Here is a 24,853-nt window from a genome sequence, read left to right as displayed (position 1 = left end):
GATTTCCACCATTGTGAGAATATCATTCTCTTATCACGAAAGTAATAGTCTCGAAAATGGTGGGGGACACACGTACGTTGTGCACAACCGTGGCGTACTCTCCGGTACAGTGCTCTCATGTTCTCCACACATGGCAGAGGACTGGTTCTCCGGTGAGCACTCCGAACGAAGAGCCGGCCTGGAAGCAGCGCGCCGTCGAGCGGTCCATCCGCACGGCCAAATTGCGCGCCGAGCAGCGCGTGCAGCGCTTCCTCGACGCCGCTCAGGCGATCATCACCGAGAAGGGCAGTACCGACTTCACCGTGCAGGAGGTCGTCGACCGTTCCCGGCAGTCGCTACGCAGCTTCTACCTGCAGTTCGACGGTAAACACGAATTGCTGCTGGCGCTGTTCGAGGACGCGCTGTCCCGCTCCGCCGACCAGATCCGCGCCGCCGCGGCCGGGCAGACCGACCCGCTGGAGCAGGTGCGCGTCGCCGTGGAGTTGCTGTTCGAGCTGTCCCGGCCCGACCCGACCGCGAAGCGGCCGCTGTTCACCGATTTCGCTCCGCAGCTGCTGATCTCGCATCCGGCCGAGGTGAAGGTGGCGCACGCGCCGCTGATCGCGCTGTTCGCCGAGTTGCTGGAGGCCGCGTCCGAGGCCGGCGAACTGCGGCACGGCATCAACCCGCGCCGGATGGCCGCGATGACGATGCAGACGGTCATGTTCACCGCGCAATCCGCCGGTGGCGCCGATGACGCGAACATGCAGCACCCGATCACCGCCGACGAGGTCTGGAACTTCTGCGCGCACGGCTTCGCCAAGCTGTAGGCCGCGCGCACGGCTGCGCCGAGCCCTGTCCCCGCTGTGCGTGCTTCCGGCCGCCGGAGTGAGAACGCTATTCTCAAAGCGGGAGAGTTTCACTTACACTCGAACGCATGTGGAGTGATCTTCTCGCCAGCCTCGCGGTGCGGCAGGTATCGGCGACCGACAGCGGCGCGGTGTTCGAGGGGCAGAACCTGCCGCTGGACTACCACCGGATCTTCGGTGGCCAGATCCTGGGCCAGTTCATGCAGGCCGCGACCGCGGTGCACCCGGACAAGTCGGTCAAGTCGATCCAGACGCTGTTCGCCAAGGAAGGCCACACCAGCGAGCCGGTGCGGTACGAGGTCACCACGCACCACGCCGGGCGGGCGTTCGCGACCGTGTCGGTCGTGGCCCGGCAGCCCGATCGGGTGGTCGCGACCGCCTCGCTCTCGCTGCACGCCGCCGAGGAGGGCCCGGTCGTGCAGACCGTGCCCGCGGTCCCCGCGCTGCCGAGTGCCGAGCACAAGGTGGAATTCAGCCTGATCCCGTGGGAGACCCGCTCGACCGGCCAGCTCGACGATCCCGCCGCGGGTGCGCCGGAATACGAGCTGTGGATGCGCACCCCCGAGGTGGATCCGGCCCTCGCGCCCGCGCTCACCGCCTACGCCACCGACCTCAACCTGATCGGCACCGCGCTGCGGCCCGTCGAGGGGGTCACCCAGGCCGACGCCCAGCAGAAGTTCGCCTCCGCGGTCACGTCGCACAGCCTGTGGTTCCACCGGCCCTTCCGCAGCGACGCCTGGCTGCTGCTGCGGCAGCACAGCCCGCTGCTGGCGCACAGCCGCGCCTTCGGCCGGGGCGACGTGCTCACCGAGGACGGCTTGCTGGTCGCCTCGTTCGCACAGGAAGCCCTGGTTCGCTTCAAATAAGTTCCAGCAGCCGAACATCGACGAGAACGAGTCCGATATGGGATCGAAGACGCTTCCGGGCAACGACATTCGCGTGGTCCAGTGGGCCACCGGCAACATCGGCACCCGCGCGCTGCGCGCGGTGATCGAACATCCGGGGTTGCAGCTGGCCGGGCTGTACGTGCACAGCCCCGACAAGGCCGGCCGCGACGCCGGCGAACTGGCCGGGATCGGCCCGGTGGGGGTGCCCGCCACCGGCGATCTCGCCGAGATCACCGCCCTCGGCGCGCAGTGCGTGCTCTACATGCCCGCCCGGTTCGACGCCGACGAGGTGTGCGCACTGCTGGAATCGGGTGCGAACGTGGTGACCACCTGCGGTGAGTTCCATCGCCCCGCGGGCATGGACCCGGCACTGCGCGATCGGGTGGAGAAGGCGTGCGCCGCCGGCGGCGCCTCGGTGTACAGCACCGGATCCAGCCCCGGGTTCATCACCGAGGCGCTGCCGCTGGTGCTGACCTCGATCCAGCGCCGCCTGGACCGGCTCGCCATCGACGAGTACGCCGATCTGTCGCAACGTGATTCGCCGGACATGCTGTTCAACCTGATGGGCTTCGGGCAGCCGATGGCCGAGTTCGACGACATGCGCGCCGCCTATCTCGGCGCCTCCTTCGGCCCGTCGCTGCGCCTGGTGGCCGATGCGATCGGTATCCCGATCGACGAGGTCGCCGCGCACGGCGAGTTCGCGGCCACTCCCCGCGAACTCACCATCGCCGCGGGCACTCTCGCCGCTGGAACCGTTGCCGCGCAACGGGTCACCGTCGACGCGCTGCGTGACGGCGAGCCGGTGCTGCGGTTCCGGGCCAACTGGTACTGCACCAAGGACGTGGAACCGGCCTGGGATCTGCGCGACACCGGCTGGCACATCTCGCTACAGGGCGACACCCCGCTGGAGATCGACCTGGTATTCCCGATCCCGCTGGAGCGCATGGCCGAAACCTCGCCCGGCTACACCGCGCACCGCGCGGTCAACGCCGTCGCGGCCGTGGTCGCGGCCCCGCCCGGCATCCGCACCACCGTCGACCTGCCGCAGGTGATCGCGCAGCTCGGCTGAACCGTGTTGCGGGGGTGGCGGATCCGCCCCCCGCAACCGTTCTAGGCGACCGTCACGCTGCTGCCGACGATGAGCGGCAACGACTCCCAGCCCCGCACGGTCGAGGTGGAGGCGAGTTTCGCGTTGTCCCAGTCGACTTCCCACGACGGGAATCGTTTCAGCAACTCCTGCATGGCGATCCGCCCCTCCAGCCGCGCCAGCGAGGCCCCGAGGCAGAAGTGCAGCCCGAAGCCGAAGGCCAGCTGATGCCGGATGTCGCGGTGGATGTCGAACCGATCGCCGTCGGGCACCCGGCGCGGATCCCGGTTGGCGGCCGCGATCAGCACCAGCAGCACACTGCCCGCCGGCACGACCGTCCCGTGGAACTCCGCATCGGCGGCGACGTACCGCCCGATCGCCGGCCCCGCCGGCTCCATCCGCAGGATCTCCTCGACCGCGTTCGGGATCAGCAGCGGATCCTCGACCAGTTCCCGCCGCTGCTCCGGATGTTTCGCCAGGATCGACCCGATCCACCCGATCAGCCGCCCGGTGGTCTCGTTGCCCGCCCCCGCCACCACGGTGAGATAGGTGACGACCTCGTCCCGGGTGAGCGTCCGCCGCACCCCGTGCTCGTCGTCGAATTCGGCGTGCAGCAGTTCGGTCATGATGTCGTCGGACGGATGCTCGAGCCGCCAGTCCAGATAATCGTTGAACGCCTCGTTGCTCAGCGTCGCCCCGCCCCGGAAATCGGCCTGCTGCCCCGGCTCCGTCCGCAGCGCCGAATCGGTCGACTCCCGGAACGCGGCCTGATCGGCCTCCGGAATCCCCACCAGCATTCCGATCACCCGCATCGGCAGCTCGGTCCCGACCGCGGCCATCAGATCGAACCGATCCGCACCGACCAACGGATCCAGTGCGGCGGAACAATATTGCCGCACCCGCGGTTCCAGCGCCGCGATCCGCCGCGGAGTGAACATGCGCGCCAGCAACTTCCGATGAATATCGTGCCCCGGCGGATCCTCCATGATCAGCGTTCCCGGCGGCAGTTCGATCCCCGACTTGATCAGTTCGAGGATGTTGCCCCGCCCCGACCGGAAGGTCCGCCAATCGTGCAGCGCCCGATCACAATCGTCGAACCGGCTGATCAGATGGAAGTCGTACTTCTCGTTGTAATAGATCGGCGACTGTTCCCGCAGCCGCCCGAAGGTCGGATGCGGATCCTGCGCCAGGATCGGATCGTACGGGTCCCAGTAGACAACATCATCGGTATTCACATGCGGCCCTTCCCTTTTCGACCGGCGGCGGTCCCCACCCGACCGCACCCGGCCCCGGCCACACCGGCCGCGCGGATGCGCCCGGCCGCGCGACCGCCTCGCGCCCGACTATACGCCGATGCTTAACAGTCGTTCAGCATTTCAGCGCGCCGGTCGGGGCCCCACGATCGAGGCGCGCTCCACGATCCGGGTGTGCGGCCAGTAGTCGCTGGTGGCGTAGTGCTGCACGGCCCGGTTGTCCCAGAACGCCACGGTATCCGGCTCCCACTTCAGGCGGACCTGATGTTCGGGTGAGTCGACGGTGCGGGCCAATCGGTCGATCAGCTCCCGGGACTCGCCGGACGCCAGCCCCTCGATCCGTTGCACGAACACCCGGTTCACGTACAGGTGCCGTCGTCCGGTCGCGGCGTGCGTGCACACCACCGGATGGCTCACCAGGGGGAATCGGACCCGCATCGCCTCGTGCTGATCCTCGGGCACCAGATGCCGGAATGCCTGGAGGAAATCGTGGACGGCGTCGAGATTCTCGACGGCGTCCCGGGTTTCCCGATCGAGACTGTCGTAGGCGGCGTACATGTCGGTGAACAGGGTGTCGCCACCGATCGGCGGCACCGCGATCGCATGCAGGATCGCCCCCATCGACGGCAGCTCCCGCCAGGTGACGTCGTGGTGCCAGGAATTCTCGTACCCGGACACCGACGCCGATTTCTCGAAACGCACCAATTCCGGTTGCTCACTGTTGGATTGCAGCGCCGGATGTATTTCCAGTTCCCCGAACCGCCGCGCGAACGCCAGATGTTGTGCGGGTGTCACCGGCTGCTCCCGGAAGAACAACACCTTGTAATCGTGCAGCGCCCGCCGGATGTCGGCGATCACCTCGTCCGGCAATTCGGCCGTGAGGTCCACCCCGCTGATCTCCGCCCCGAGCGTGACTCCCACCTGCCGGGCATCGAAATGCTGCCACCGCAGTCCGGCGAGCCGATCGCGCTCGGCGGCCAGATGCGTATACGGCCCGGTGAGCAGCGGTGGGTATGCGGGCAGTGGTACCGCGTGCGGCCCGCCGACGGGTCCGGGACGCTCCGCTACGGCCGACTCGGCCATATCTCCTCCACGAGTGTGCGTAGTGCTGTAGTCGCTTGACTACAGACTAGGCCCCGGCCGGCCCACCGGCCCCCGGCCCGCACCTACGACACCGCCGCCGGGGGCGACCGAACAGCGCGAACACCACCGTCCCCGCATTCGATTCACGCTGATTCCAGCTGCCGGGAACCTCGCCGCGCGACGGCTCACCGTCGAATTCCACCGCATCGGACGCCACCGAGACCGTGGCGATTCCGATCGGGCCACCGTCCGCTCGGCGCCCGCCCCCGGCCGCGGCCGGGCGACCCTCGGTTAGCGTGAACGAATGACCGAACGCCGAGCCACGCCGACCCGAGAGGGCCCGGTCGGCCGCGAGGCCGTCGCCGCCGCGGTGCTGACCCACGCCGCGGACCTGTTCGCCGAGCGCGGCCCCGCCGCGACCTCGATCCGCGACATCGCCGATCGCGCCGGGGTGAACCACGGCCTGGTCTTCCGCCATTTCGGCACCAAGGATCACCTGGTGGGGGAGGTCCTCGACCACCTGGGCGCCGAATCCGGCGCCCTCGCCGCCGCCGAGGGTTTCTCGGTCACCGACGCCAGATTCGCCCGCCACCTGCGCGTACTGGCCCGCTGCATCCTCGACGGCTACCCCGTCGAGCAGTTGCAGCAACGATTCCCGGTCATGCGGCAACTGCTGGACCGCACCCGCGCCGAGCACGCGGACGACCGCACCGCCGCCCTGGCCGTCGCGCACGCCGCCGCCTTCGGCCTCGGCTGGCAGTTGTTCGAACCGTTCCTCCGCGCCTCGACCGGGCTCCAGGACCTGCCCGCCACCGAACTCGGAGAACTGATCGCCACCCGGATCGGCCGCCTGCTCGCCGCCGACGATCGGGACTGAAGCCGTATCCCGGTGCCGGGCAGCGTCGCTCGCGGCTGGGAAGGTGTGACCGCACCGCGGTCACGTGCCGGATCGCAAGTATTTCAACACGCAACACGAGCACCGAGTTCTCCGAATGCGCGGGGCGCGAATTGTTTCCGGCGAATCGCCGAGCACGGCATGCGCGACCGGCGAGCCGTGTACTCGGATCGGGCTTCGCAATGATTGCGGCACTGGCACTTTCGATTCACCGGTACCGACTGGTACGCCTTATATGCTGGCGTTCAACATATTTCGATCCTCGTTTTCGAGTATCGGTTTAGGATGTGAGGCGCGGCGATCTCCGGAGCTCGCGCTCCCGGTACGCCGCCCGGTCGGTCCGGCCGGTCGTACGAGGGGAGTCAGCGTGGCCGTTTTCACCGCCGTCACCGTTCGCCACCCGAACTGACCGAGCAGCGCCGATCGCGATCGCTCCCCTGACGCACCCGCGACCGCCGTCGGCGTTCGCCGCACCGGCTACGCTGTCACCCCGTGGCCGACTGGCAGTGGGATCCGTCGCTGTACCGAGGCAGTGCCGACTACTACACCCGCGGCCGCATCCCGTATCCGAGCGCCCTCGCCGACGCCCTGTACGCCGCCCACCCTTTCGCCCCCTCCGCCCGCCTGCTCGACATCGGCTGCGGCCCAGGCTCTCTCACCCTCCTGCTGGCCGACCGATTCGACCGGGCGGTCGGAGTGGACGCCGACCCCGACATGATCGCCGCAGCCGCCGCCCTGGCCACCCGGGCCGGTCGCACGAACACCGGCTGGCGCTGCCTGCGCGCCGAGCAACTCCCCGCCGATCTCGGCCACTTCGACCTGATCACCTTCGCCCAGTCGCTGCACTGGATGGACCGCCCGAAAGTCCTGCACACCGCCCGGTCCATGCTCACTCCCGGCGGCATCTGCGCCCACGTGCACGCCACCACCCACGAAGGTGTCCCGCCCACCACCCCGGCCGAACACCCCACACCCCCGCACCCGGACATCAAGAACCTGATCACCGCATATCTGGGCCCGATCCGCCGAGCCGGAAACGGCCTGCTCCCGTCCGGCACGGCATCCGGCGAGGACGAGATCTACCGGGCCGCCGGCTTCACCCGAATCCACCGTTTCGAAATCCCGGGCCGCACCGTCACCAGAACCACCGACGACCTGGTCGCCGCCGTCTTCTCGCTGTCCGGCTCGACCCCACACCTACTGGGCGACAACCGAACCCGATTCGAAGCCGACCTCCGCCATCTGCTGCGCGAGGCCGCCCCCACCGGCCTCTTCAGCGAACACACCCGTGAGATCGCCGTCGACCTCTGGAAGCCGTGACCGGATGGCCCCCCGCCGAACCGGCCGAAGCTGTGCCGGGCCGACGATGACGAAGCCGCAATCCCGCCCGCGCCCGCGGCCGGCTCCCGGCCGCATGGTCCGGCGAATCCGATCGGAGACGCGACTACCGGTGTTGGAGCGGATGGTTCAGTCGAACCACCCGGGATCCCCGGCGGCGATGAACCCGGTCAGCACCACCGAATCCCGATGCGCCTCCTGCAACAGCACCCCGAGCCGCCGCAGCGCCTCGGCATCCTCCCCGTAGGCGACGAACATTCCGGCCTCGGGGTCGTAGCCGACCCGCTCGGCCAGCTCCGGCGCCCGCATGGTCACCGCCGACCGGGCCACCCCCGCCCACCCGTAACCGCCTCCGTCATAACCGAATTCGGTGAACACGGCCTCGGTGGCGAGCATGTGGTCATCGGACAGCATCAAGCAGTAGTGCCCGGGCTTGTGGTCGTACTCGAAGAACACCAGCGGAGCGAAGGTCTCACGATCGGTCACGCCCGGACCCTACCGGACACCCCACCCCACCCCGCGCCGATCCGCCACCCGGCCGCGCACCGGCCCGACGAGCGCATACGCGTTCGGCGCCCGGCCGGGCCGCTCTACAGTGGGACGATCGTGGATGAGGAGACCGGGCCGGTGAGCAGTGGTGAGGTGCAGCAGGTTCCCGTAGCGCTGGCCGACGAACGGGTCGGGGTGAACAGTGCGGTGGCCGCGGCGGTGACCCGGTGGGTGGGGTCGATGCCGGCGCTGTACGCGGTGCTGGTGGCCTTCACCGCGTACATGGCGGTGGCGACCTGGTGGCCCCCGATGCGCCGGCTGGATCCGTATCCGTTCCCGTTCCTGATGTTCCTGGACAATGTCGCCCAGCTGGCGTTGTGCCTGATCATCCTGGTGGGCCAGCGGGTGCTGACCGCGGCCGCGGATCGGCGGGCGGTGCAGACCTACGAGAACGCCGAAGCGATCTTCGTGCAGGTCGCCGCGCTGCAAGCACATCTGGACCGGCAGGACCGAGCCCTCAGCCGCGGCCTGAGCCTGCTCGATACCAGCCCACATCCGTGGATCGAGCGCCACCACGTGCAGAATCCACCGCAGGCCGCCGATCAGGTGGTCACCCGCAACGACCGCATCGCGGTATGGCTGACGGCGCGCCTGGGCAGTGTCTACGCGTTCTACATCGCCGCGGGGACGCAGGTGGTGTGGATCGTGGCCGCCGAGACCGGTGTCCAGCGATTCGACCGGTACCCGTTCCTGTTCATGTCGTTCCTGTCGACCCTGGCACAACTGGTGTTCATGATCGTGATCATGGTCGGCCAGGACGTCCTGGGCCGTTCCGGCGACCGCCGCTCGGAGCAGACCTTCCTGGACGCCCAGGCGGTGCTGCACGAATGCCGCCGCATGACGGACCGCCTGACCGCTCAGGACCGTGTGATCGACAGCCTCACCGGCTACGTCACCGTCCGGCTCACCGACCAGCTGGCCCGCGCGGCCCACGACACCGGCGAACGGGTCGCACACCAGACCCGCGTCCACACGGCCATGACCACCGGCCGCACCCCCGCCGAGGCCGGTGTGCTGCGCCGCTGGGACGACCTGACCGACCGCGAACGCGACGACTACCGCGTCCAGGCCCGCCGCATCGGCGAGAACCTCGCCGCCATCGGCTGTTTCATGGTCCCCGCCGGCGACCCGTCCCTCGACGTCACCTTCGACGACGCGGAGGTCCGTGTCCTGGCCCGCCTGTCCTACGACCGCTGGATCCAGGACAAGATCGCCACTCGCGCGGCCGCCCACGACGACCCCGACGACGCCACCCCCCTGCCCTGGGACGAATTACCCGACGCCGCAAGGGTCCGGCACTTCCAGACCGCCCGCCGCATTCCGGTCGTCGTCGCCCGCACCGGATTCCAAGTGCTCCGCGGCACCCCCGCCCTCCACCCCACCCGCCGCACTCCCACCCGGCCCACCGGCCGAACCCCCTCGAGCACAACGGTTCCCGACCGATCCGATGCCAGAGTGGGCCAGTGAGCGGATCGACCCTCGACATCCTGAAATCCGGCCTGTCCGACCCCGCCCCGAATCCGGGGCCCACCGGACGACCGCTCGCTGCGACTGCTCTCTGACCACCTGCGATCGTGAACGACACCCACGGCCTGCCCCGCGATCTGGTGGAGTACCTGATCGCCACCCGCTGACCCGTCCGCGCCCGGACGGGGCTCAGCCGATGTCGTTGGATTCCCGTGACAGGTGGAGGTAATGTCCCGTGCCGGCATCGGTGCAGGTCATCCCCGTGGGCTCGCTGTCGCAGGTGATGGCGCCCGCCGATCGGGTGCGGCCGTAGTCCAGCGTCGGCACGTTCGGGTTCTTCCCCGGGCCCGAGTAGGAGGGAACGATGGTGTCCCCGTGGCAGTGTGCGACGGGTTCGCCGCCCTGGTCCAGGCTGAACCGGTCGCCCCAGGCCAGATGGCATTCCGCGGGCCGCGGCACGGCGTAGTGACCGTCGCCCTGGCAGACCACGCTGCCCGTGCCGTCGGCCCGGACATCCATGGCGCAGAAGATGTTTCCCGACGGTGACTGGAATGTATCGCTGTCGGCGGCGGCGATCCCCGGGAAGGCGACGACCGCCCCGACCGCCGCGGCGGCGAGCAATGCGAGCTTGATGATGGTCACTGACGTGCTCCGTTCCTCGGCCCGCACTTCCTCCGAATGCGGCCGCACCAGATCCTAGATCCTCCCGTCCGCCCCGGAACCGGCTTCCGCGACCCGATCGCCCGGTCGTGACCGGGTCCGAGTCGTGCCGGTGCTCGGGTCAGGACTCCACGCCGGTATCGGCCGGCGGCCGGTGCGAGGCCAGGAACTCGTCCACGATGCGGACATGATCGTCGTGGGTGGTGCGGGCCGCCCCGACCAGCCGCCCGTAGGCGACCGGGCCGACCAGCTGCGCCATCGCGGCGGGCACGGTGTCGCCGCCGAGCGCCGCGCGACCCTCCTCGGTCGCGAACAGCTCCTCGAACGGCTGCCGGTAGTGATAGTGCAACCCCATGCGGAACATGGCGGCCTTGGTCATCTCCGCCGGGGCCTCGGCCGGGGCGCCGGCGGTGAGCCAGGTCAGCGCCACCTTGCTCAACGGCGCGGTCTGGATGACCGCCGCCTGCCGCTCGACCAGTTCGATCAGCTTGTCGCGCGACGACCCGTCGCCGGGCGCGGTCACCACCGGGAGGAGCACGCGGTACAGCGCGTTCGTCCCCGCTACGACCCCCTTGCCGAGGTACTTGTACAGGGTGTTCTTCGCGGCCTTCTTCCGCTCGCCGTACACATGGACGGCGAGCGGCCTGAGGCCACCCGATTTGATCAGCGTCACCACCGCACGCAACTGCTCGGTCCGCGTCGGCGGCGCCTGCGGAGTCTCCGCCGTCGGGGTGTCCTCGGTGGTCCCAGTCGTCATCGTGTGCTTCCCTCCAGAAATCTGCTGCCACTACCCCAGCAGGAACACTGCTGCCGATCCTACTGTGATCTTTCCGGTGCCCTCCGGCGCGAGCGGCGGACGACCGCCGAAGACGAAGGAGGGCAAGCCCGCTCGCCGCGAGTCAGCCGAGGCCGGCGGTCCGCACCGGCACCCCGGAGTCCGGCACCCCCGCGTAGCCGGGCAACTCGACCCCGTTGATCGCCCGCTCGATCAATTCCGGAAACCACTGGCCCTCGAAATCCACATCCGGTTCGGCGTCCGGCCCCGGGGCCTCGAGACTGCGCGCGTGCAACCGCCCGATCTCCTGGTTGGCCTCGACGAACGAACGCATCCGCCGCTCGTAACCGGCGAACCCCGCCACCGGATCCCAGTCCGCGGCGGCCAGTTCGCCGGCCAGCAGACAGGCCCCCACCAGCGCCAGCCCGGTGCCCTGCCCCGACAGCGGCGACGAACTGAACGCCGCGTCCCCGAGCAACCCCACCCGCCCGGCGGACCACCGGTCCATCACCACCTGGGCGACCTGGTCGAGGTAGAAGTCCGGCGCGTCGTCCAGATGCGCGAGGATGCGCGGCGTCATCCAGCCCATACCGTGCATCCGCTTGCGCAACAGGAGCTTCTGCGCCGCGACGTCCCGGTGGTCGATGTCCAGTTCGGCCGATGTGAACGAGAACATCGCCATCGCCCGGGTGGCGTCCCGGATCGGCCGCAGCCCCGCGGAACGCCCGGACTCCTGGTAGTCGATCAGCCAGCGGTCCAGCCCGAATTCGTTGGGCACACTGTAGAAGGCCATCACATGACCGAGATGCCGGACGAACCGTTCCCGCGGCCCGAACACCATCGCCCGCAACGCCGAATGCAACCCGTCCGCCCCCACCACCAGGTCGAACCGCCGCCGAACCCCACCGGCGAAGACCACATCGACCCCGTCCGCGTCCTGGTTGAGCTCGGCGATCCGGTCGCCGAAGACGTACTCGACCCCGTCGCAGGTGTCGTCGTACAGCACCCGGGACAGATCCCCGCGCAGGATCTCGATCTCGGAGATGAACCCGTCCCCGCCGTCGTCGTCCGCGCGAAAGGTCTCCAGCACCGTCCCGTCCCGGTCCACGGTGTACGCGCCCGCGGTCTCGGTACGCGCCGCCCGCACGGCCGCGTCCAGCCCCATGCGCCGGATCACCTCCTTGGTGACCCCGCGCGCATCCACCGCCTGCCCGCCGGGCCGCAACGCCGGGGCCCGCTCCACCACGGTCACCTCGGCCCCACGCCGGCGCAGCCAGTGCGCCAACGCGGGTCCCGCGATGCTCGCTCCCGCCACCAACACCCTGACATCACGCACTGCGCCTCCCGCTGACCCGCCCGGATCGCCTGCCGCTCCGGGGTGTTCGGACGTACCGACGCCGGATCCACCGGAAACTCATCGGCCCGGCGCGCGAGCCGATCGCGGCCGTCCCCCGTGTCCGGCCCGGTGACCCCGGCCCGCTCCGCCGGTATGGCCGAGTTCACAGCGCTCGCGCCGCGTTCGGGAGTAGCTTCTCGGGTATGGACAACGAGGGGCCCAGCCGGACCGCGCTGACGACTGCGTACGCCCGGGCCTATCACCAAATCGCCGACCGGCCAACGATTCTCACCGATCCGGTGGCGGCGCGCCTGCTGGGCGTCACCGCCGGCGAGCTGACCGAACTGGGCCGCCCCACCCCCGGCGGCCCCGACGGCGACGCGAATCTGGGCATGCTGCGCCTGGGCGTCGGCGACCGGCCCCGCCGCCTGTTCTTCGCCGCCCGTGCCCGTTTCGCCGAGGACCGGGTCGCCGAGGCCGTCGCCGCCGGCGCGCAGCAGGTCGTGATCCTCGGCGCGGGCCTGGACACCTTCGCCTACCGCAACCCGCACCCCGGCCTGCGCGTCTTCGAGGTCGACCATCCCGCCACCCAGGCGTGGAAAACCCGGCGCCTGGCCGCCTCCGGAATCGACCTGCCCGAGCGATTGACCTTCGTCCCGGTCGACTTCGAAACCGACACGCTGGCAACACGATTGGCGGACGCCGGCTTCGACCGGACCGATCCGGCCGTCTTCGTGTGGCTGGGCGTCGTCTTCTACCTCACCCCGGAGGCCGTCGGCGGCACCCTCGAATACATCGCCGGTCACTGCGCGCCGGCGGAGGTGGTCTTCGACTATCTGGCGGACACCGACGAGGATCGCGCCCAACTGCGCGCCCGCGCGACCCGGGCGGCGGCCGTCGGCGAACCCTGGTTCAGCTACTTCACCCCCGACGGCATCGCCGGCCGATTGCGTGCCCTCGGTTTCACCGCAGTGGAAGACCACTCCGCCACCGATCTCATCACCGGATACCTCGCCGAAGCCACCGAATTCGCGGGCGAACCACCCCGATCCCTGCGCCCGGTCCGCATCCTGCGCGCGAGCCGCTGACGAATTCCGCGACGCCCGGCGCCGCCATTACATGAAGTCCGGCGTGCGCACCGGACGATTCCGCGCGCCGCCGTGAATATTGCCGGCGGCCCGAATATTCGGCTGCCTGTCATGCGGCCATCGCATCGGGCCATGCGGCCGATGCATATCGGCGTGGTGCACATTCTCGTGGGGCGATGATCAGGACCCGGCTGCCCGTGCGGCGAATCCACCTGCGCGACAACCCGTACGGACCGGTCACCGACTGTTCCGGCGGCGTGGCCGCGCCGGAATCCGGCGGTGGGCAGAGTTCTTCAGACGGGATTCCAAGGTGCAACGAGTCAGATTGTCCGGTGTTCGCACTCGCATTCTTGCGATCGCGTTCGTCCCCAGCCTCGCACTCTTCGGTATCGGCGCCGGCTACACGATATATCTGAGCGACGAGGCGGGACATGCCGAGGATTACTCCCGCAGCATGGTGGACAGCCTGTCCTACAGTGAGAACCTGATCGGCTCGGTGGAACAGGAACGCCTGTTGTCCATGTGGCAGTTGTCGGGGCAGGACGGAAATCCCAAGGCGCTGGCCGAGGCGCGAACCCGTTTGGACAAGGCATTGGCGGCCTTCGACACCAGCGGTAAGAGCATGCGGAAAATCGGTGGTCAACTCCAGGAGAAGCAGGCCGAGGCCTTCAACGCCCTCATCCACACGCAACTTCCGGCGCTGCGGCTCGGCATCGACGCCGCCGCGGTGCCGACCTCCGACGTGTACGCGTTCTACACTGCACTTCTCGAAGGTATCGACAACGGCGGCAGCAAGGTCGTCGGCCAGAATGCCCCGACCATCGCCACGGCGATCAACGACATGATCACGCTGAAACTCGTGCAGTCGATCGAGGCGAATTCCCGGGGCAGCGCGCTGACCGTGGTGGCGGCCGGCGGTAACCTGCCCCCGGCGCTGATGGAGGAGTTCCGCAATACCGTCGGCCTCTACCACGCGCTGCTCGGCCAGCTGGTCAACGACCTCGACGGCCCGGACGTGAAGCTGGTGCAGGATCTGCTCGCCGGCCCCGCGCTGGCGCAGATGAGCACGATGGAGGATGCGCTGCTGCACCCCGCGCCGTCCAAAACCGGTGTCCCGGCGCCTCTTCCGATGACCCTCGAACAGTGGCGGGTGGCGGCGAACACGGTGAGCGAACAACTGTTCGCGTTGAAACGGCAGCATGATTCGCGCTCCAGCCTGTCGGCCGCCGATCTGGCCCACGATCGGTCCCGGGCCGTGCTGGTCGGCGGCGGCAGCGCGATCGCGCTGGCGATCGTGGCCTTCGCCATCGCGATCCTGCTGGCCAACCGGATCATCGGCCGGTTGCGCCGGCTGCGCGCCGAGACGCTGGCGCTCGCCGAGCGGAAACTGCCCGAGACCATGCGCAAGATCGACGCCGGCGAGCAGGTCGATCCCGCCGCCGAGGCCGCCGCGCTGGACTTCGGCACCGACGAGATCGGTGAAGTGGCACAGGCTTTCAATCGCGCGCACACCGCCGCGGTCGCCGCCGCCATCACCGAGGCCCGGACCCGGGAGGGGGTGCGGTCGGTCCTCCTCAACATCGCCCACCGCAGTCAGATCGTGGTGGCCCGGCAGCTGGAACTGCTGGACCAGGCCGAGTCGACGCAGGAGGATCCCGCCCTGCTGGACACCTTCTTCCGGCTGGACCACCTCGCCACCCGCGAACGCCGCAACGCCGAGAACCTGATCATCCTCGGTGGCGGTAAGCCCGGCCGGCAGTGGCGGCGTCCGGTGCCGCTGATGGAACTGGTCCGCAGCGCCGTGGCCGAGACCCTCGACTACGCGCGCGTCAACACCCACCGCCTGGCGCAGGTGTTCGTGCTGGGCACCGTGGTCGCCGACCTCATGCACCTGCTGGCCGAACTGGTCGACAACGCGACCGCGTTCTCCCCGCCGCAGTCACGGGTGGACGTGACCGGTAACAGCGTCGGCAAGGGCGTCGTCATCGAGATCAGCGATCAGGGGATGGGGATGCCCGCCGGCGAGCTGGAACGCGTCAACGAGATGTTGTCCAACCCACCGGATTTCGGTCTCACCACGCTGTCGGCGGACTCCCGGCTGGGTCTGTTCGTGGTGGCGCAGCTGGCCACCCGGCACGGAATCTCGGTACGGCTCAGTGATTCCGACTACGGCGGTATCCGCGCGATCGTGCTGATCCCGGTGCGTCTGATCACCACCGATCCGCCGGTCACCGACCACCTCCGCGATCGGGTGTCGGTGCGCTACAACCCTTCCGGCGCGACCGGATCACCCGCGCTGGAACCCGGGACGGAGCAGCCCTTCTCCGCCACCGAGTCCGGATCGCGCCGTGGACGGTAACCCGATTCGGCTGCCCGGCGACCATGTCGGCGGCCTGCGGTGACACACGACGATCACTTCCGGTTCGACGAGAACGCGCCACTGCTGCGGCCGTACGCGCTGATCCGCGGCCGCACCGTCAACCTGGGCCCCGACCTGGACATGCTCACCTTCGTGGTGACGGTCGAGCGCGGGCCCCGGTTGCGCCATCCGGAACCGGAGTACGCCGACATCCTCGAGCTGTGCCGCGTGCCGCAGTCGGTGGCCGAGGTGTCGGCGATCCTGCGATTGCCCCTGGTGGTCACCAAGATCCTGGTCAGCGATCTCATCGGTGACGGTTACCTCGATTGCCGGACGCCCGAGCACACCGACGTCGGGCCCGTGGACCTGCCCACCTTGCGGGCCGTGCTCGACGGCGTCCGCCGACTGTGACCGGGCCGGGTCTACGGCCGGCCGACGGCTTCGCCGACCGAATACGCCGACGGCCAGCGGCCGTCCCGGATCTCGCTGTGCACGATTCCGGTCAGCAACTGCGCGATGCGCTGGACCGCTACTCTGGATTCGCCTGCGGGAGAGGACATCAGGATGATGCGCCGCTCGACGACCGGATCCCGCAGGGGTGCGGCGCTCACCCGGCCGGCCGCCAGATCACCGGCGACCGTGATCAGCGGCAGGATCGTCCACCCCACACCCGCTGCCACCAATTGCCGGATCACATGGTGCGAGCTGGTGGTGGCCGCGATCCGCGGACCGCTGCTCGAAAAGCCCACCCGATCGAGCGAGGACCGCAGTGCGGTGCCGCGCGGCAGCATCACCAGGGGCTTGCCGACGACCTCGCGCAGCGAGATCGGCGATCGAGCGCGCAGACCGGCGGCCGCGGGAGCGACGACCCACAGTGGTTCGGAGGCAAGGAAACTGACTCGCAGTCCGAGGGTTCCGGAGGTCTCGGTGGTGAGGCAGACATCCAGATGACCGCTCTCCGTGCCGCGGTGCAGCCGCCGCGCGTCACCGGTGATGATGCGGAGGTCCACGCCGGGGCCGTCCCGGTGCACGGCCGCGAACAGGGTGACGCCGACGACTTCGGCGACACTGTCCAGCAGCCCGACGGTGACGGTCTCGTTCGGCGAATCCGGCACCGGTGCGATCTCCAGCCGCGCGCGGCCGAGCTCGTCCAGGGCGCGCCGGCTGCGGTCCAGCATGATCGCGCCGGCCGGGGTCAGGACCATGCCGCCGGGGGTGCGGTCGAACAGGGTGACGCCGAGTTCCTGCTCGAGGGCGCGGACCTGCCGGGTGACGGAGGACTGGGTCAGGTGCAGCACTTCGGCGGCGCGAGTGACGCCACCCGCGTCCGCGACCGCCAGGAACGCGGTCAATTGCTTGGTGTCCATGTCGAACAGCCGTGCCCCTCCGGACCGGACTCTCCGTCGGGTGCCCGGGTACAGTACGAACCCATCCGGACAATTTTGTCCGGATGGCACTATAGCCCGGACCCCGAGTAACTGCCATGGGAACAGCGGACCGGACGCCGATCCGGCTCAGCTGTCCGGCGCTGCGAGACCCGCCTTCAGCAGGGCCCACAGTCGTCGCGCCACCCCCGTCCGATCCGGCGCGTCCGTCCGGGACAGATAGGCGGCCATCATGTCCAGCCCCAGCCGCAGGTCCTCGACGGTGAGATCGGCACGGAGCGTTCCACGCTGCCTGGCGTCGGCCAGTTTCGAGGCGAGCACCACCGTCATCCGATCCGCCATGGCCGCGAGGCGGATATCCGAGGTCGTGGGGTCGACCATCACGAAAAACGCGTTGGACGAGACCAATTGATCGATCAGGGTCGCGATCAGGTCATCGAACGTGGTCTCCGGCCGGGCCACCAGCGCTTCCAGGAACTGGAGATTCTCCTCGAACACGGCCAGCCCCAAGCTCTGCCGATCCGGGAAGTGCCGATAGAGGACGGCCTGCCCGACCCCCGCCCGCCGGGCCACCCGGCTGATCGGCGCATGGACTCCGAACTCCGCGAAAACCTCCCGAGCCGCCGCGATGAGAGCGGCGCGATTGCTCGACGCGCCACCCGGTCCGCGATTCGGCCGGCGAGTCTTCTGCCCCGGTTCCGCCATGGCGGCCACAGTATCAATAGACAACTGACCGGTTTGGGGGATCGAATGCCGCTGCGGAGATCCAAATTCTAGCAGTGCTAGACAATGTAGCGACCGGATGCTACCGTTGCCGTAGTTTCTAGCGATGCTAAAAATCGAAAGGGCAAGCGTGGGATCGAGATCCGGGGAGCAGACGACATGACCTTCACCAGCAACGAGCAGCAGTTCCTCGCCGAAGCCGGAATCGGCCGCCTGGCCACGGTGTCGCCCGACGGCATCGTGCAGAACAACCCGACCGGCTACCGGGTCAATCCCGACGGCACGATCGACATCGGCGGCATGCGGATGCGTGCCAGCCGGAAGTACCGCAACGTCGAGTCCGGCAGCCGGGTGTCCTTCGTCGTCGACCAGCAGGTCTCGTTGGAGCCGTACGTGATTCGCGGCATCGAGATTCGCGGCACCGCCGAGGCGCTCGCCGACGAGGAGCCGCCGTTCCCGCCCCAGGAACGGGCGGTCATCCGAATCCACCCCGAGCGGATCATCTCCTGGGGCATCGACGGCGGCTCCTTCGACTTCACCGGCCGCGGTGGAACTCCAGGTGCACGGCGACGGTGATCGCGCGGTGAATCCGAATCGAGCGGCGCCTACCCGTGCCGCGCCACGTCCTCGCACAGGATGCGAGGCCAGCGGGCGAGATCGGCCGGCGTGCGCGCGACCTCGAGGGTCGCCTTCGGCAGCAGTCCCACCAGCGCCTCGGCGGTCGACACCGGATGGCCGGGGTCGTCGATCCAGGCCAGCACCGTGGTCGGCACGGTGATCGCGGCGATCGCCGCGGGGGCGGGCAGATCGCTCATCGCCGCCCCGCGGAACAGCGAGGGCAGCAGTTCCTCGGTGACATCCGGCCCGGTCTCCGGCGTTCCGACGGTGGCCGGCGGGCGCGGCGCGGCGAGATCGGCGGCGAGGAAGGCGTCCAGTCCCTGCTCCTCGATCAGCTGGGCGTTCTTCCGGTAGATGTCGGCCTTCGCGGCCCGGGTCGCCCAGGCGGTCGCGGGTACCAGCAGGGTGAGGCCGTCGAATCGGCCGGGGTCGCGGACGGCGGCGTGCAGCAGTGTCCCGGTGCCCATCGAGGGACCGACCCCGTGCACCTGCTCACCCGGAAACCACTGGTCGAGCAGCATCAGCAGATCGTCGGCCAGCGCCGGCCACCGATAGTCCTCGGGGACGGCGCGACCGGTCGAAAAGCCGTGGCCGCGTGCGTCGTACCGCAGCAGCCGGGTCCCGCTGAGGCCGCGGCCGAGATCGAGGTCCATCAGCCGGTCACGGTGGCGGCTGGAGGTCAGGCCGTGGAGTTGGACGACGGGGTGGCCTCCCTCGTCGCTCAGTTCCACATCGAGGTCGGCGCCGGGAACGCGGAAGGTCGGCACGGTGGCTCCAGGGTGAGACGGCGGACGCGCGGAAAGATGTCTAGGATACCGTCATGCGGCTGACCAACGTGGCGCACCTCCGCCTGCCGTTCGGCCGCCTGCTGGGTTTCGACGTCAGCGTGGACCGGGTCGGCCGGTCGCTTCCCGTGTCCTTCGACCAGCGGCGACACGTCGGTGCCGGTGATCGGGCGGGCTCGTGGATGGCGTTGTCCCTCAGGCTCCCCGCGCCGGTACCCCTCGACGACCTCGCGACGGCCTGGCTGGCGGTGATCGAACGGCACGGCACGCTGCGGTCGGTGTTCGTGCCGGGCGAGGACGGCGAACCCCGGCTGCACGAGGTCGGCATCGCTCCCGGCGGCTGGGTCGAACACGAGATCGCGCCGGGGCAGGCGGTCAACGATGCGCTGCGTGCGGTACTCGATCGCGCCTGTTCCCCGTACAGCCGTCCGTCGCACCGGCTGTGCGTGCTGGAGACCGCGGTGGGTCCGACGCTGGTGATCGCCGCCGACCACTCGCACGTCGACATGTGGTCGATGCTGGTGATCGCCCGCGATCTGCTGGCGGCGCTGGCCACGGTGCAGCGGGGGTGCCCGCCGGAGTTGCCGCCCACTCCCGCCTTTGCGGAACACACTCTCGCGCTGCGGGATCGGCAGTCCGCGCCGGCCGAGGTGCACCGCCGCTGGGCCGAGGTGCTCGCCGCCAGCGGCGAGGTGATGCCGCGGTTCCCGCTGTCACTGGGTGAGGCGACGTTGCAGGAGGAACGCGTCGAGGTGCGCGACGTCCTCGACGTCGACGACAGCGCCGCGTTCTCGGCGCAGGCCCGCGACGACGGCGTCTCGACCCTGGCGCTGGTGGTGGGGGCGATGACCGAGGTGACCCGCGACCTGGCCGGCACCCCCCTGCGAGCCGTGTTCCCCGTGCACAGCCGCTACGACACCACCTGGCACGACTCGGTGGGCTGGTTCATCACCAACTCGGTGCTCGAGTCGGCCGATCCGGACCCGCGCGCCAGCGCCGACGCGGTCAAGGAGGCCGTCCGGATGGGCTCCTGGCCGCTGGAGGACATCCTGCGGCCGTGGGGCGGGATGCCCGAGGCGCCGGGGATGTTCGCGATCTCGTGGCTGGACCTGCGCCGACTACCGGTGCGGGTCGACGCCACCGGACTGGAGGCCCAGTACGTCGGCGCCATGATCCGCACCGACGGCGTGATGCTCTGGTTCATCCTCGACGAGGCGGGCCTGCACCTGCGCTGCCGCTACCCGGACACGCCCGAGGCCCGCCGGCACGTCGGCACCTGGCTGGACACCCTGATCGCCCGCCTGAAGTCGCGGGCACGCGCCTCGGTCGGTGGCCTGCTCCGGCTCGGCGACCGCAGCTATCGGGTGCAACGAGCCGAGCGCGCCGACGTCCCGGCGCTGGTCGAACTGCTGTCCGACGACGAGATCGGCCGTACCCGTGAGGGTTTCGACCTGGCCCGCTACGAGGAGGCATACGACGCCGTCACCCGGGACCAGGCACACTACCTGGCCGTGGTCCGGGACGAGGGCGACAAGATCGTCGGCACCATGCAGCTCACCGTCATCCCCGGCCTGTCGCGCGGCGGCGCCACCCGCCTCCAGATCGAGGGAGTCCGCGTCGCGGCCTCCGAACGCTCCCGCGGCATCGGCACCGCGATGCTGGAGTGGGCACACGCTCACGGCAGGCACCGCGGCGCGACCCTGGCCCAGGTCACCACGGACCGGGCCCGCGAACGAGCACATGCCTTCTACGCTCGACTGGGCTACGAGAACAGTCACGTCGGACTGAAGCGGCCGCTCTGAAGCATCAGGGCGACTGCCTCGACCCAGACGATCCGCGCGAGCGGATCGGCCTCTGCGAGATAGGAACTAGCGCGAGGTGAGGCCCGCGAGGGCCGCCTTCGCGGGCGCGTATCCGGCTCGAGCGGACGCGAGATACACGCGCCTGGCGGCGTCGGTGCGCCCCGAGGATTTCCACTGATCGCCCAGCGCCTTCAGCGCGACCATGTCGCCGTCCTGTTCCACCTCGCGGTAGAGGAGTTCGGCCAGGTCGTTCTCGCCCCGGGCCTCGTGAACCGTTGCCAGATGGACCTTTCCGAGGACGTGGCCGTGGTCGACGTAGCGGCGGTACCAGTAGGCGGCCTGGCCGAGGTCGCCCGCCTTCATGCACATGTGGCCCAGCGTGAGCATCGAGAGCGTCTCGCCGCTCTCGGCGGCCTGCCGGTACCAGTGCTCGGCTTCGGTACGGGCGCCGCGGTTTTCGAGCAGTCGCGCCAGGAACGACATGGACAGCGCGTCGTTCATCGCCGCGGCCTCGCGGAGCAGCCGTTCGGCTTCGCCGATGTCGCCGCGCTTCTGATGATCGCGGGCACGGGCCAGCAGCTGACCGACCTCCCCGCGCCGCCGGCCGCCTCCCGTCGATCGTGAATTACGCCCGGGGACTTCCGGTTTCGATTCGAGGGCAGGCGGCGTCCGATCCGCCAGCAGCGTCAGCGCCCGGGGGATGGAGGGCCGCGCCTCCGGCTGTTTGTCCATCAGCGCGGTGATGAGCCGACCGAGCGGCCCGGCGCGCGCGGGCGGGGGAGCCGCATCGAACATCACCGCCTTCATCGTCCCGTGAATGGTGTCGCGGCGGAACGGCGACACTCCCTCCACCGCGTGATAGAGGGTGACACCGAGGGAATACAGATCACCGGCCGGCGTCCCTTCGCCGTCGATCCGCTCGGGCGCCATGTACTCGAACGAGCCGATGATGGTCTCCTTGGCCGTCAGCGTGTGATCGGAACGATGACGCGCGGTGCCGAAATCCGTGAGCAGCACCCCACCGTCGGTGGCGAGCAGGATGTTGCCCGGCTTGACATCCCGATGGACCACCCCGGCCTCGTGCGCGGCCCGCAGCGCCTGCAACAACGCCGCGGCGACGGTGGTGGCCTCCGCGACCGCCACCGGCCCGTCACCGTCGAGCTGTTGCTTCAGGGATCGCCCGGACACCAACCGCATCACGATCCAGGGCGTCACACCGTCGGTCACCACATCGAGCACCCCGACGATATTCGGATGATCCCGCAGCCGCGCGGCATTACGCGCCTCACGTTCGGCCCGTGCGACCCGCTCGGCATGCTCCGCACTCGATTCGGCCTGCGGCAGCAGCACTTCCTTCACCGCGACATCGACACGCAGCCGCTGGTCACGGGCCCGCCAGACGGTCCCGAACCCACCGCTGCCCAGCTTCTCGATCAACCGGTAGCGGTCGGCGAGCACCCAGCCCGGTCGTCCCAGCCCCGACATGAAGACCCCCAGCGGTTCTGTGCCCCGGCAGCGTTCGGGCCCAGCCAACTTTACTCGAACACCACCGCCGCCGTCTCCCCGCTCATCCTCCCCACTCACGAGCCGACCCCGGCTACGCAGGCGATCGGCCGGTCTCCGAATCATGCACGCGCAACGGGAGTTCCCGCGGTGCCACGGTCATTGCCGAGGTCGACAGCGAATTACATCCGCAGCCGGGACGGGTCGTCGACGCGCCGAACCGTTCCGGGCGATGGTGCGAGTCCGCGCGGCCGACGGTCTCAGCTCGCGGCCGCCAGCACCCGCCACCGCTTCCGGGGACGGGAGCGAACCGGCGGAGCCGCGCATTCGATGCGCCGGCGCGCTTCGTCGGTACTGATCCGCAGCAGATCGGTCAACAGCTCGACGGTGTCCTGATAGCCGGTATCCGCGGCGAGGCCGCGCCGCTCGGCTTCGGCGACGGCCGCGCGCATGGCAGCATCGAGCCGCCTCCGGCGACGTTCGGTTTCGACGAGGGTGCGCAGCAAGTCGACATCGGCCAGTTCCGGCCATCCGGAGGTACGAGAAACCGGCGCCAGCGCGGTCGAATGTATGTTCACCCGCGGCAGCCTACCGCATGAGTAGCACATATGTTCGATAACGCGACCGGCGTGCTCCCGGGGCGTCCGTACGGCGGTCGCGGGCGATCTCGTCGGCCCGGCCGCGGCGAGCACCGCGCGCTACGTCGCGGCGGCGGATACGGTCAAACGGTGTGCCCGGCGCGGATACCGGGCAGCGGCCTTCTTCAGCGCCGCCGCTACCGGCGAGAACTGCCTCCGCTGTAGCAGGGCGAGGAAGGCGTCATCGGACGGTAGCTGCGAAAGGACGCCGGCGACGAAGGCCCTGTCCTTCGAGCTGTGACAGGTATCGAGTAGCCGGGCCAGCGTCGGCGCTGCGGCCGGACCGACCTGGCAGACCACATTGAACAGTGGCGCCTTGTCGGGAAACAGCGTGTGCATGTCCATCGGCGCACCGCCTTTCAAGTACCCGATGCGATCCAGCTGCGCGGCGGTCGTCACTGCCGGGACCAGCAGGTCGAAGGTCCAGGAGCGCTGGTCGGCGGCCCGCTGGTCGGCCAGGTCCGCCTCGAGCCAATCCTGCCGTTCCGGCAGCAGGTACGACGACAACATCCGGGCCTGTAGCACAGGACCCGTGTCGCGCAATGCCTCGACCCGCCCCACCGCCGCGGCGTACTCCGTGTCGGACGCCGCGGCCAGATGGGCCCGGATCAGCCGAGCGGCCTCGGAATGCATGCCCCACCAGGGTTCGTCCTGCGGTCGGCAGGACAGGACGTCGTACCAGGGCACGTGGTAGCTGCGCCGACGCCACGGCGTCCAACCGCCGGGGTCCTCCACACGCCTGTCCACCGTCAATCGTCCGGCGTGCGTGAGGACATCGACGGCGAACCCGATCCCGCCCGCGGAGACCCAGCCCTCGACCATGGGCGCGGCGAGTTCCTCGCGAACGTGCCGGCCGTGCCGGACCATCGAGGAACAACAACTGTTCTGGTCGTCGGTGAGGATCGTGGCGACCGCTGCCGCGCCCAGCGCGGAAGGCTCTGTCCGGCCCGGAGATTCGAGGTGATCCAGCCACGACATCCCGGCATCGGCCGGCTCGGCGTTCCCCTCACGGCGTCCATTGCCGAGCAACCCGATGATCCGCTCCCGCTGCCGCTCGACCACCCGCGTCAACGGCGCGGTGGGTGCGGCCTCGATCGGCCGATGGCCGGTCACCCCCCGAAACGGCTCGGCCCTGGCCAGCCACCGTTTCGGCACGACCCACGTGTCCTCATCGTTCATGAGCGCAGGCTAACGCCGCCCACCGACAAACTGACCGCCGTCACCCGAGCCCCGTGGCCGTCCGGCACTCGGACGGTCGTCGCGGAGAGCGGCGCCGGGCGGTGGTCGAGGGCCACGGTCAGTTCGGCCGTTCCCCCCGGTCGTCGTATGCCGCTCGAGCGGCATCGATATGCCCCAGATGCGCGATGCTCCACTCCAGTAGCGGGGCGGTGGCTTCGCGGAGGGTTCGGCCCATCGGGGTGAGTTCGTAGCTCACATGGGGTGGCATGACGTTGTGGACGGTGCGGGTGAGGATGCCGTCGCGTTCGAGGCTGCGCAGGGTGACGGTGAGCATGCGCTGGCTGATGCCGTCGATGTCTCGTTTGAGTTCGGTGAAGCGGCGGGGGCCCTGGTCGAGGTTGCGCACGACCAGCAGTGACCATTTGTCGCCGACCAGGTCGAGGACCACTCGGGTGCGGCAGGCGTTGTCCTGTGGCGTGCTCATGGTTACCTCCAGGGAACCGGGGCACCGGAATGTGCCTTATTGCCTGCGGTGTGTCGAGTGGCCATCATAGTGATGGTTCTCGAACAGTACCGGGTTACCTATGGTAACCAT

General features: G+C 69.5%; 24 protein-coding genes. 11 read left to right on the top strand and 13 right to left on the bottom strand.

The window, feature by feature from the left end; translation table 11 throughout:
- Window positions 1-152 precede the first annotated feature (152 nt).
- The 3 genes from LBW94_RS20560 (at window position 153) to LBW94_RS20550 (ending at window position 2,804) form a co-directional block, all read left to right on the top strand.
- Window positions 153-809 carry a TetR/AcrR family transcriptional regulator gene (locus tag LBW94_RS20560; protein WP_225062140.1) on the top strand — a complete coding sequence of 219 codons (657 nt, stop codon included), beginning with the start codon at window positions 153-155 and terminating at the stop codon, window positions 807-809.
- A 107-nt stretch (window positions 810-916) separates the two neighbouring features.
- The gene (locus LBW94_RS20555; protein ID WP_225062139.1) at window positions 917-1,714 is read left to right on the top strand and encodes an acyl-CoA thioesterase; all 798 of its coding nucleotides are present in this window, start codon (window positions 917-919) and stop codon (window positions 1,712-1,714) included.
- A gap of 37 nt (window positions 1,715-1,751) precedes the next feature.
- A complete protein-coding gene (locus LBW94_RS20550; RefSeq protein ID WP_225062138.1) occupies window positions 1,752-2,804 on the top strand; it encodes a dihydrodipicolinate reductase in 1,053 nt (350 codons plus the stop codon).
- Between the two features lie 41 nt (window positions 2,805-2,845).
- On the opposite strand, the gene LBW94_RS20545 is transcribed toward LBW94_RS20550, so the two are convergent.
- Both LBW94_RS20545 and LBW94_RS20540 read right to left on the bottom strand, forming a co-directional pair.
- Window positions 2,846-4,057 (bottom strand): cytochrome P450, encoded by a 1,212-nt coding sequence (locus LBW94_RS20545; RefSeq protein ID WP_225062137.1) that lies wholly within the window; start codon window positions 4,055-4,057, stop codon window positions 2,846-2,848.
- 141 nt (window positions 4,058-4,198) lie between these two features.
- Window positions 4,199-5,158, bottom strand: coding sequence for a TauD/TfdA dioxygenase family protein (locus LBW94_RS20540; RefSeq protein ID WP_225062136.1), 960 nt, complete (start codon window positions 5,156-5,158; stop codon window positions 4,199-4,201).
- Between the two features lie 304 nt (window positions 5,159-5,462).
- On the opposite strand from LBW94_RS20540, the gene LBW94_RS20535 reads away from it, so the two are divergent.
- On the top strand, window positions 5,463-6,035 hold the full coding sequence (locus LBW94_RS20535; protein WP_225062135.1) for a helix-turn-helix domain-containing protein: 573 nt from the start codon (window positions 5,463-5,465) through the stop codon (window positions 6,033-6,035).
- A gap of 510 nt (window positions 6,036-6,545) precedes the next feature.
- Window positions 6,546-7,373, top strand: coding sequence for a class I SAM-dependent methyltransferase (locus tag LBW94_RS20530; protein WP_225062134.1), 828 nt, complete (start codon window positions 6,546-6,548; stop codon window positions 7,371-7,373).
- 147 nt (window positions 7,374-7,520) lie between these two features.
- Here the strand turns inward: LBW94_RS20530 and LBW94_RS20525 are convergent, their stop codons facing one another.
- Window positions 7,521-7,877 carry an immunity 51 family protein gene (locus tag LBW94_RS20525; protein WP_225062133.1) on the bottom strand — a complete coding sequence of 119 codons (357 nt, stop codon included), beginning with the start codon at window positions 7,875-7,877 and terminating at the stop codon, window positions 7,521-7,523.
- A gap of 120 nt (window positions 7,878-7,997) precedes the next feature.
- On the opposite strand from LBW94_RS20525, the gene LBW94_RS20520 reads away from it, so the two are divergent.
- Window positions 7,998-9,407 carry a DUF1003 domain-containing protein gene (locus LBW94_RS20520; RefSeq protein ID WP_225062132.1) on the top strand — a complete coding sequence of 470 codons (1,410 nt, stop codon included), beginning with the start codon at window positions 7,998-8,000 and terminating at the stop codon, window positions 9,405-9,407.
- Window positions 9,408-9,596: 189 nt separating this feature from the next.
- Here the strand turns inward: LBW94_RS20520 and LBW94_RS20515 are convergent, their stop codons facing one another.
- The 3 genes from LBW94_RS20515 to LBW94_RS20505 form a co-directional block, all read right to left on the bottom strand.
- Window positions 9,597-10,049: a DUF6636 domain-containing protein gene (locus LBW94_RS20515; protein WP_225062131.1), complete on the bottom strand. Its 453-nt coding sequence runs from the start codon at window positions 10,047-10,049 to the stop codon at window positions 9,597-9,599.
- Window positions 10,050-10,188: 139 nt separating this feature from the next.
- The gene (locus LBW94_RS20510; RefSeq protein ID WP_225062130.1) at window positions 10,189-10,824 is read right to left on the bottom strand and encodes a hypothetical protein; all 636 of its coding nucleotides are present in this window, start codon (window positions 10,822-10,824) and stop codon (window positions 10,189-10,191) included.
- Between the two features lie 142 nt (window positions 10,825-10,966).
- Window positions 10,967-12,178, bottom strand: coding sequence for an FAD-dependent monooxygenase (locus LBW94_RS20505; protein ID WP_225062129.1), 1,212 nt, complete (start codon window positions 12,176-12,178; stop codon window positions 10,967-10,969).
- A 203-nt stretch (window positions 12,179-12,381) separates the two neighbouring features.
- Between LBW94_RS20505 and LBW94_RS20500 the strand changes: the two genes are divergently transcribed.
- The 3 genes from LBW94_RS20500 (at window position 12,382) to LBW94_RS20490 (ending at window position 16,036) form a co-directional block, all read left to right on the top strand.
- Window positions 12,382-13,266, top strand: coding sequence for a class I SAM-dependent methyltransferase (locus tag LBW94_RS20500; RefSeq protein ID WP_225062128.1), 885 nt, complete (start codon window positions 12,382-12,384; stop codon window positions 13,264-13,266).
- A gap of 325 nt (window positions 13,267-13,591) precedes the next feature.
- Window positions 13,592-15,625, top strand: a complete 2,034-nt coding sequence (locus tag LBW94_RS20495; RefSeq protein WP_225062127.1) for a sensor histidine kinase — start codon at window positions 13,592-13,594, stop codon at window positions 15,623-15,625.
- Between the two features lie 39 nt (window positions 15,626-15,664).
- Complete coding sequence (locus LBW94_RS20490; protein WP_225062126.1) at window positions 15,665-16,036, top strand: DUF742 domain-containing protein; 372 nt, start codon at window positions 15,665-15,667, stop codon at window positions 16,034-16,036.
- Window positions 16,037-16,047: 11 nt separating this feature from the next.
- Here the strand turns inward: LBW94_RS20490 and LBW94_RS20485 are convergent, their stop codons facing one another.
- Window positions 16,048-16,992 carry a LysR family transcriptional regulator gene (locus LBW94_RS20485; RefSeq protein ID WP_225062125.1) on the bottom strand — a complete coding sequence of 315 codons (945 nt, stop codon included), beginning with the start codon at window positions 16,990-16,992 and terminating at the stop codon, window positions 16,048-16,050.
- A 147-nt stretch (window positions 16,993-17,139) separates the two neighbouring features.
- Window positions 17,140-17,715: a TetR/AcrR family transcriptional regulator gene (locus LBW94_RS20480; RefSeq protein WP_225062124.1), complete on the bottom strand. Its 576-nt coding sequence runs from the start codon at window positions 17,713-17,715 to the stop codon at window positions 17,140-17,142.
- 177 nt (window positions 17,716-17,892) lie between these two features.
- Here LBW94_RS20480 and LBW94_RS20475 point away from each other — a divergent pair, with 177 nt between their 5' ends.
- The gene (locus tag LBW94_RS20475; protein ID WP_225062123.1) at window positions 17,893-18,309 is read left to right on the top strand and encodes a PPOX class F420-dependent oxidoreductase; all 417 of its coding nucleotides are present in this window, start codon (window positions 17,893-17,895) and stop codon (window positions 18,307-18,309) included.
- A gap of 29 nt (window positions 18,310-18,338) precedes the next feature.
- Here the strand turns inward: LBW94_RS20475 and LBW94_RS20470 are convergent, their stop codons facing one another.
- The gene (locus LBW94_RS20470; protein ID WP_225062122.1) at window positions 18,339-19,118 is read right to left on the bottom strand and encodes an alpha/beta fold hydrolase; all 780 of its coding nucleotides are present in this window, start codon (window positions 19,116-19,118) and stop codon (window positions 18,339-18,341) included.
- A gap of 53 nt (window positions 19,119-19,171) precedes the next feature.
- Here LBW94_RS20470 and LBW94_RS20465 point away from each other — a divergent pair, with 53 nt between their 5' ends.
- Complete coding sequence (locus tag LBW94_RS20465; protein WP_225062121.1) at window positions 19,172-20,938, top strand: GNAT family N-acetyltransferase; 1,767 nt, start codon at window positions 19,172-19,174, stop codon at window positions 20,936-20,938.
- 66 nt (window positions 20,939-21,004) lie between these two features.
- Here LBW94_RS20465 and LBW94_RS20460 read toward each other — a convergent pair whose 3' ends face one another.
- From LBW94_RS20460 to LBW94_RS20445, 4 genes are all read right to left on the bottom strand, one after another.
- Entirely contained in the window at window positions 21,005-22,423 is a 1,419-nt protein-coding gene (locus LBW94_RS20460) for a serine/threonine-protein kinase (RefSeq protein ID WP_225062120.1), read from the bottom strand.
- A 278-nt stretch (window positions 22,424-22,701) separates the two neighbouring features.
- Window positions 22,702-23,019, bottom strand: coding sequence for a DUF222 domain-containing protein (locus LBW94_RS20455; RefSeq protein WP_225062119.1), 318 nt, complete (start codon window positions 23,017-23,019; stop codon window positions 22,702-22,704).
- A gap of 120 nt (window positions 23,020-23,139) precedes the next feature.
- The gene (locus tag LBW94_RS20450; protein WP_225062118.1) at window positions 23,140-24,258 is read right to left on the bottom strand and encodes a hypothetical protein; all 1,119 of its coding nucleotides are present in this window, start codon (window positions 24,256-24,258) and stop codon (window positions 23,140-23,142) included.
- A gap of 118 nt (window positions 24,259-24,376) precedes the next feature.
- Window positions 24,377-24,742, bottom strand: coding sequence for a winged helix-turn-helix transcriptional regulator (locus LBW94_RS20445; RefSeq protein ID WP_225062117.1), 366 nt, complete (start codon window positions 24,740-24,742; stop codon window positions 24,377-24,379).
- Between the last annotated feature and the right edge of the window lie 111 nt (window positions 24,743-24,853).

This window comes from Nocardia sp. alder85J, assembly GCF_020176955.2.
Taxonomy (GTDB): Bacteria; Actinomycetota; Actinomycetes; order Mycobacteriales; family Mycobacteriaceae; genus Nocardia.
This window is presented reverse-complemented; position numbering and strand designations above follow the sequence as displayed.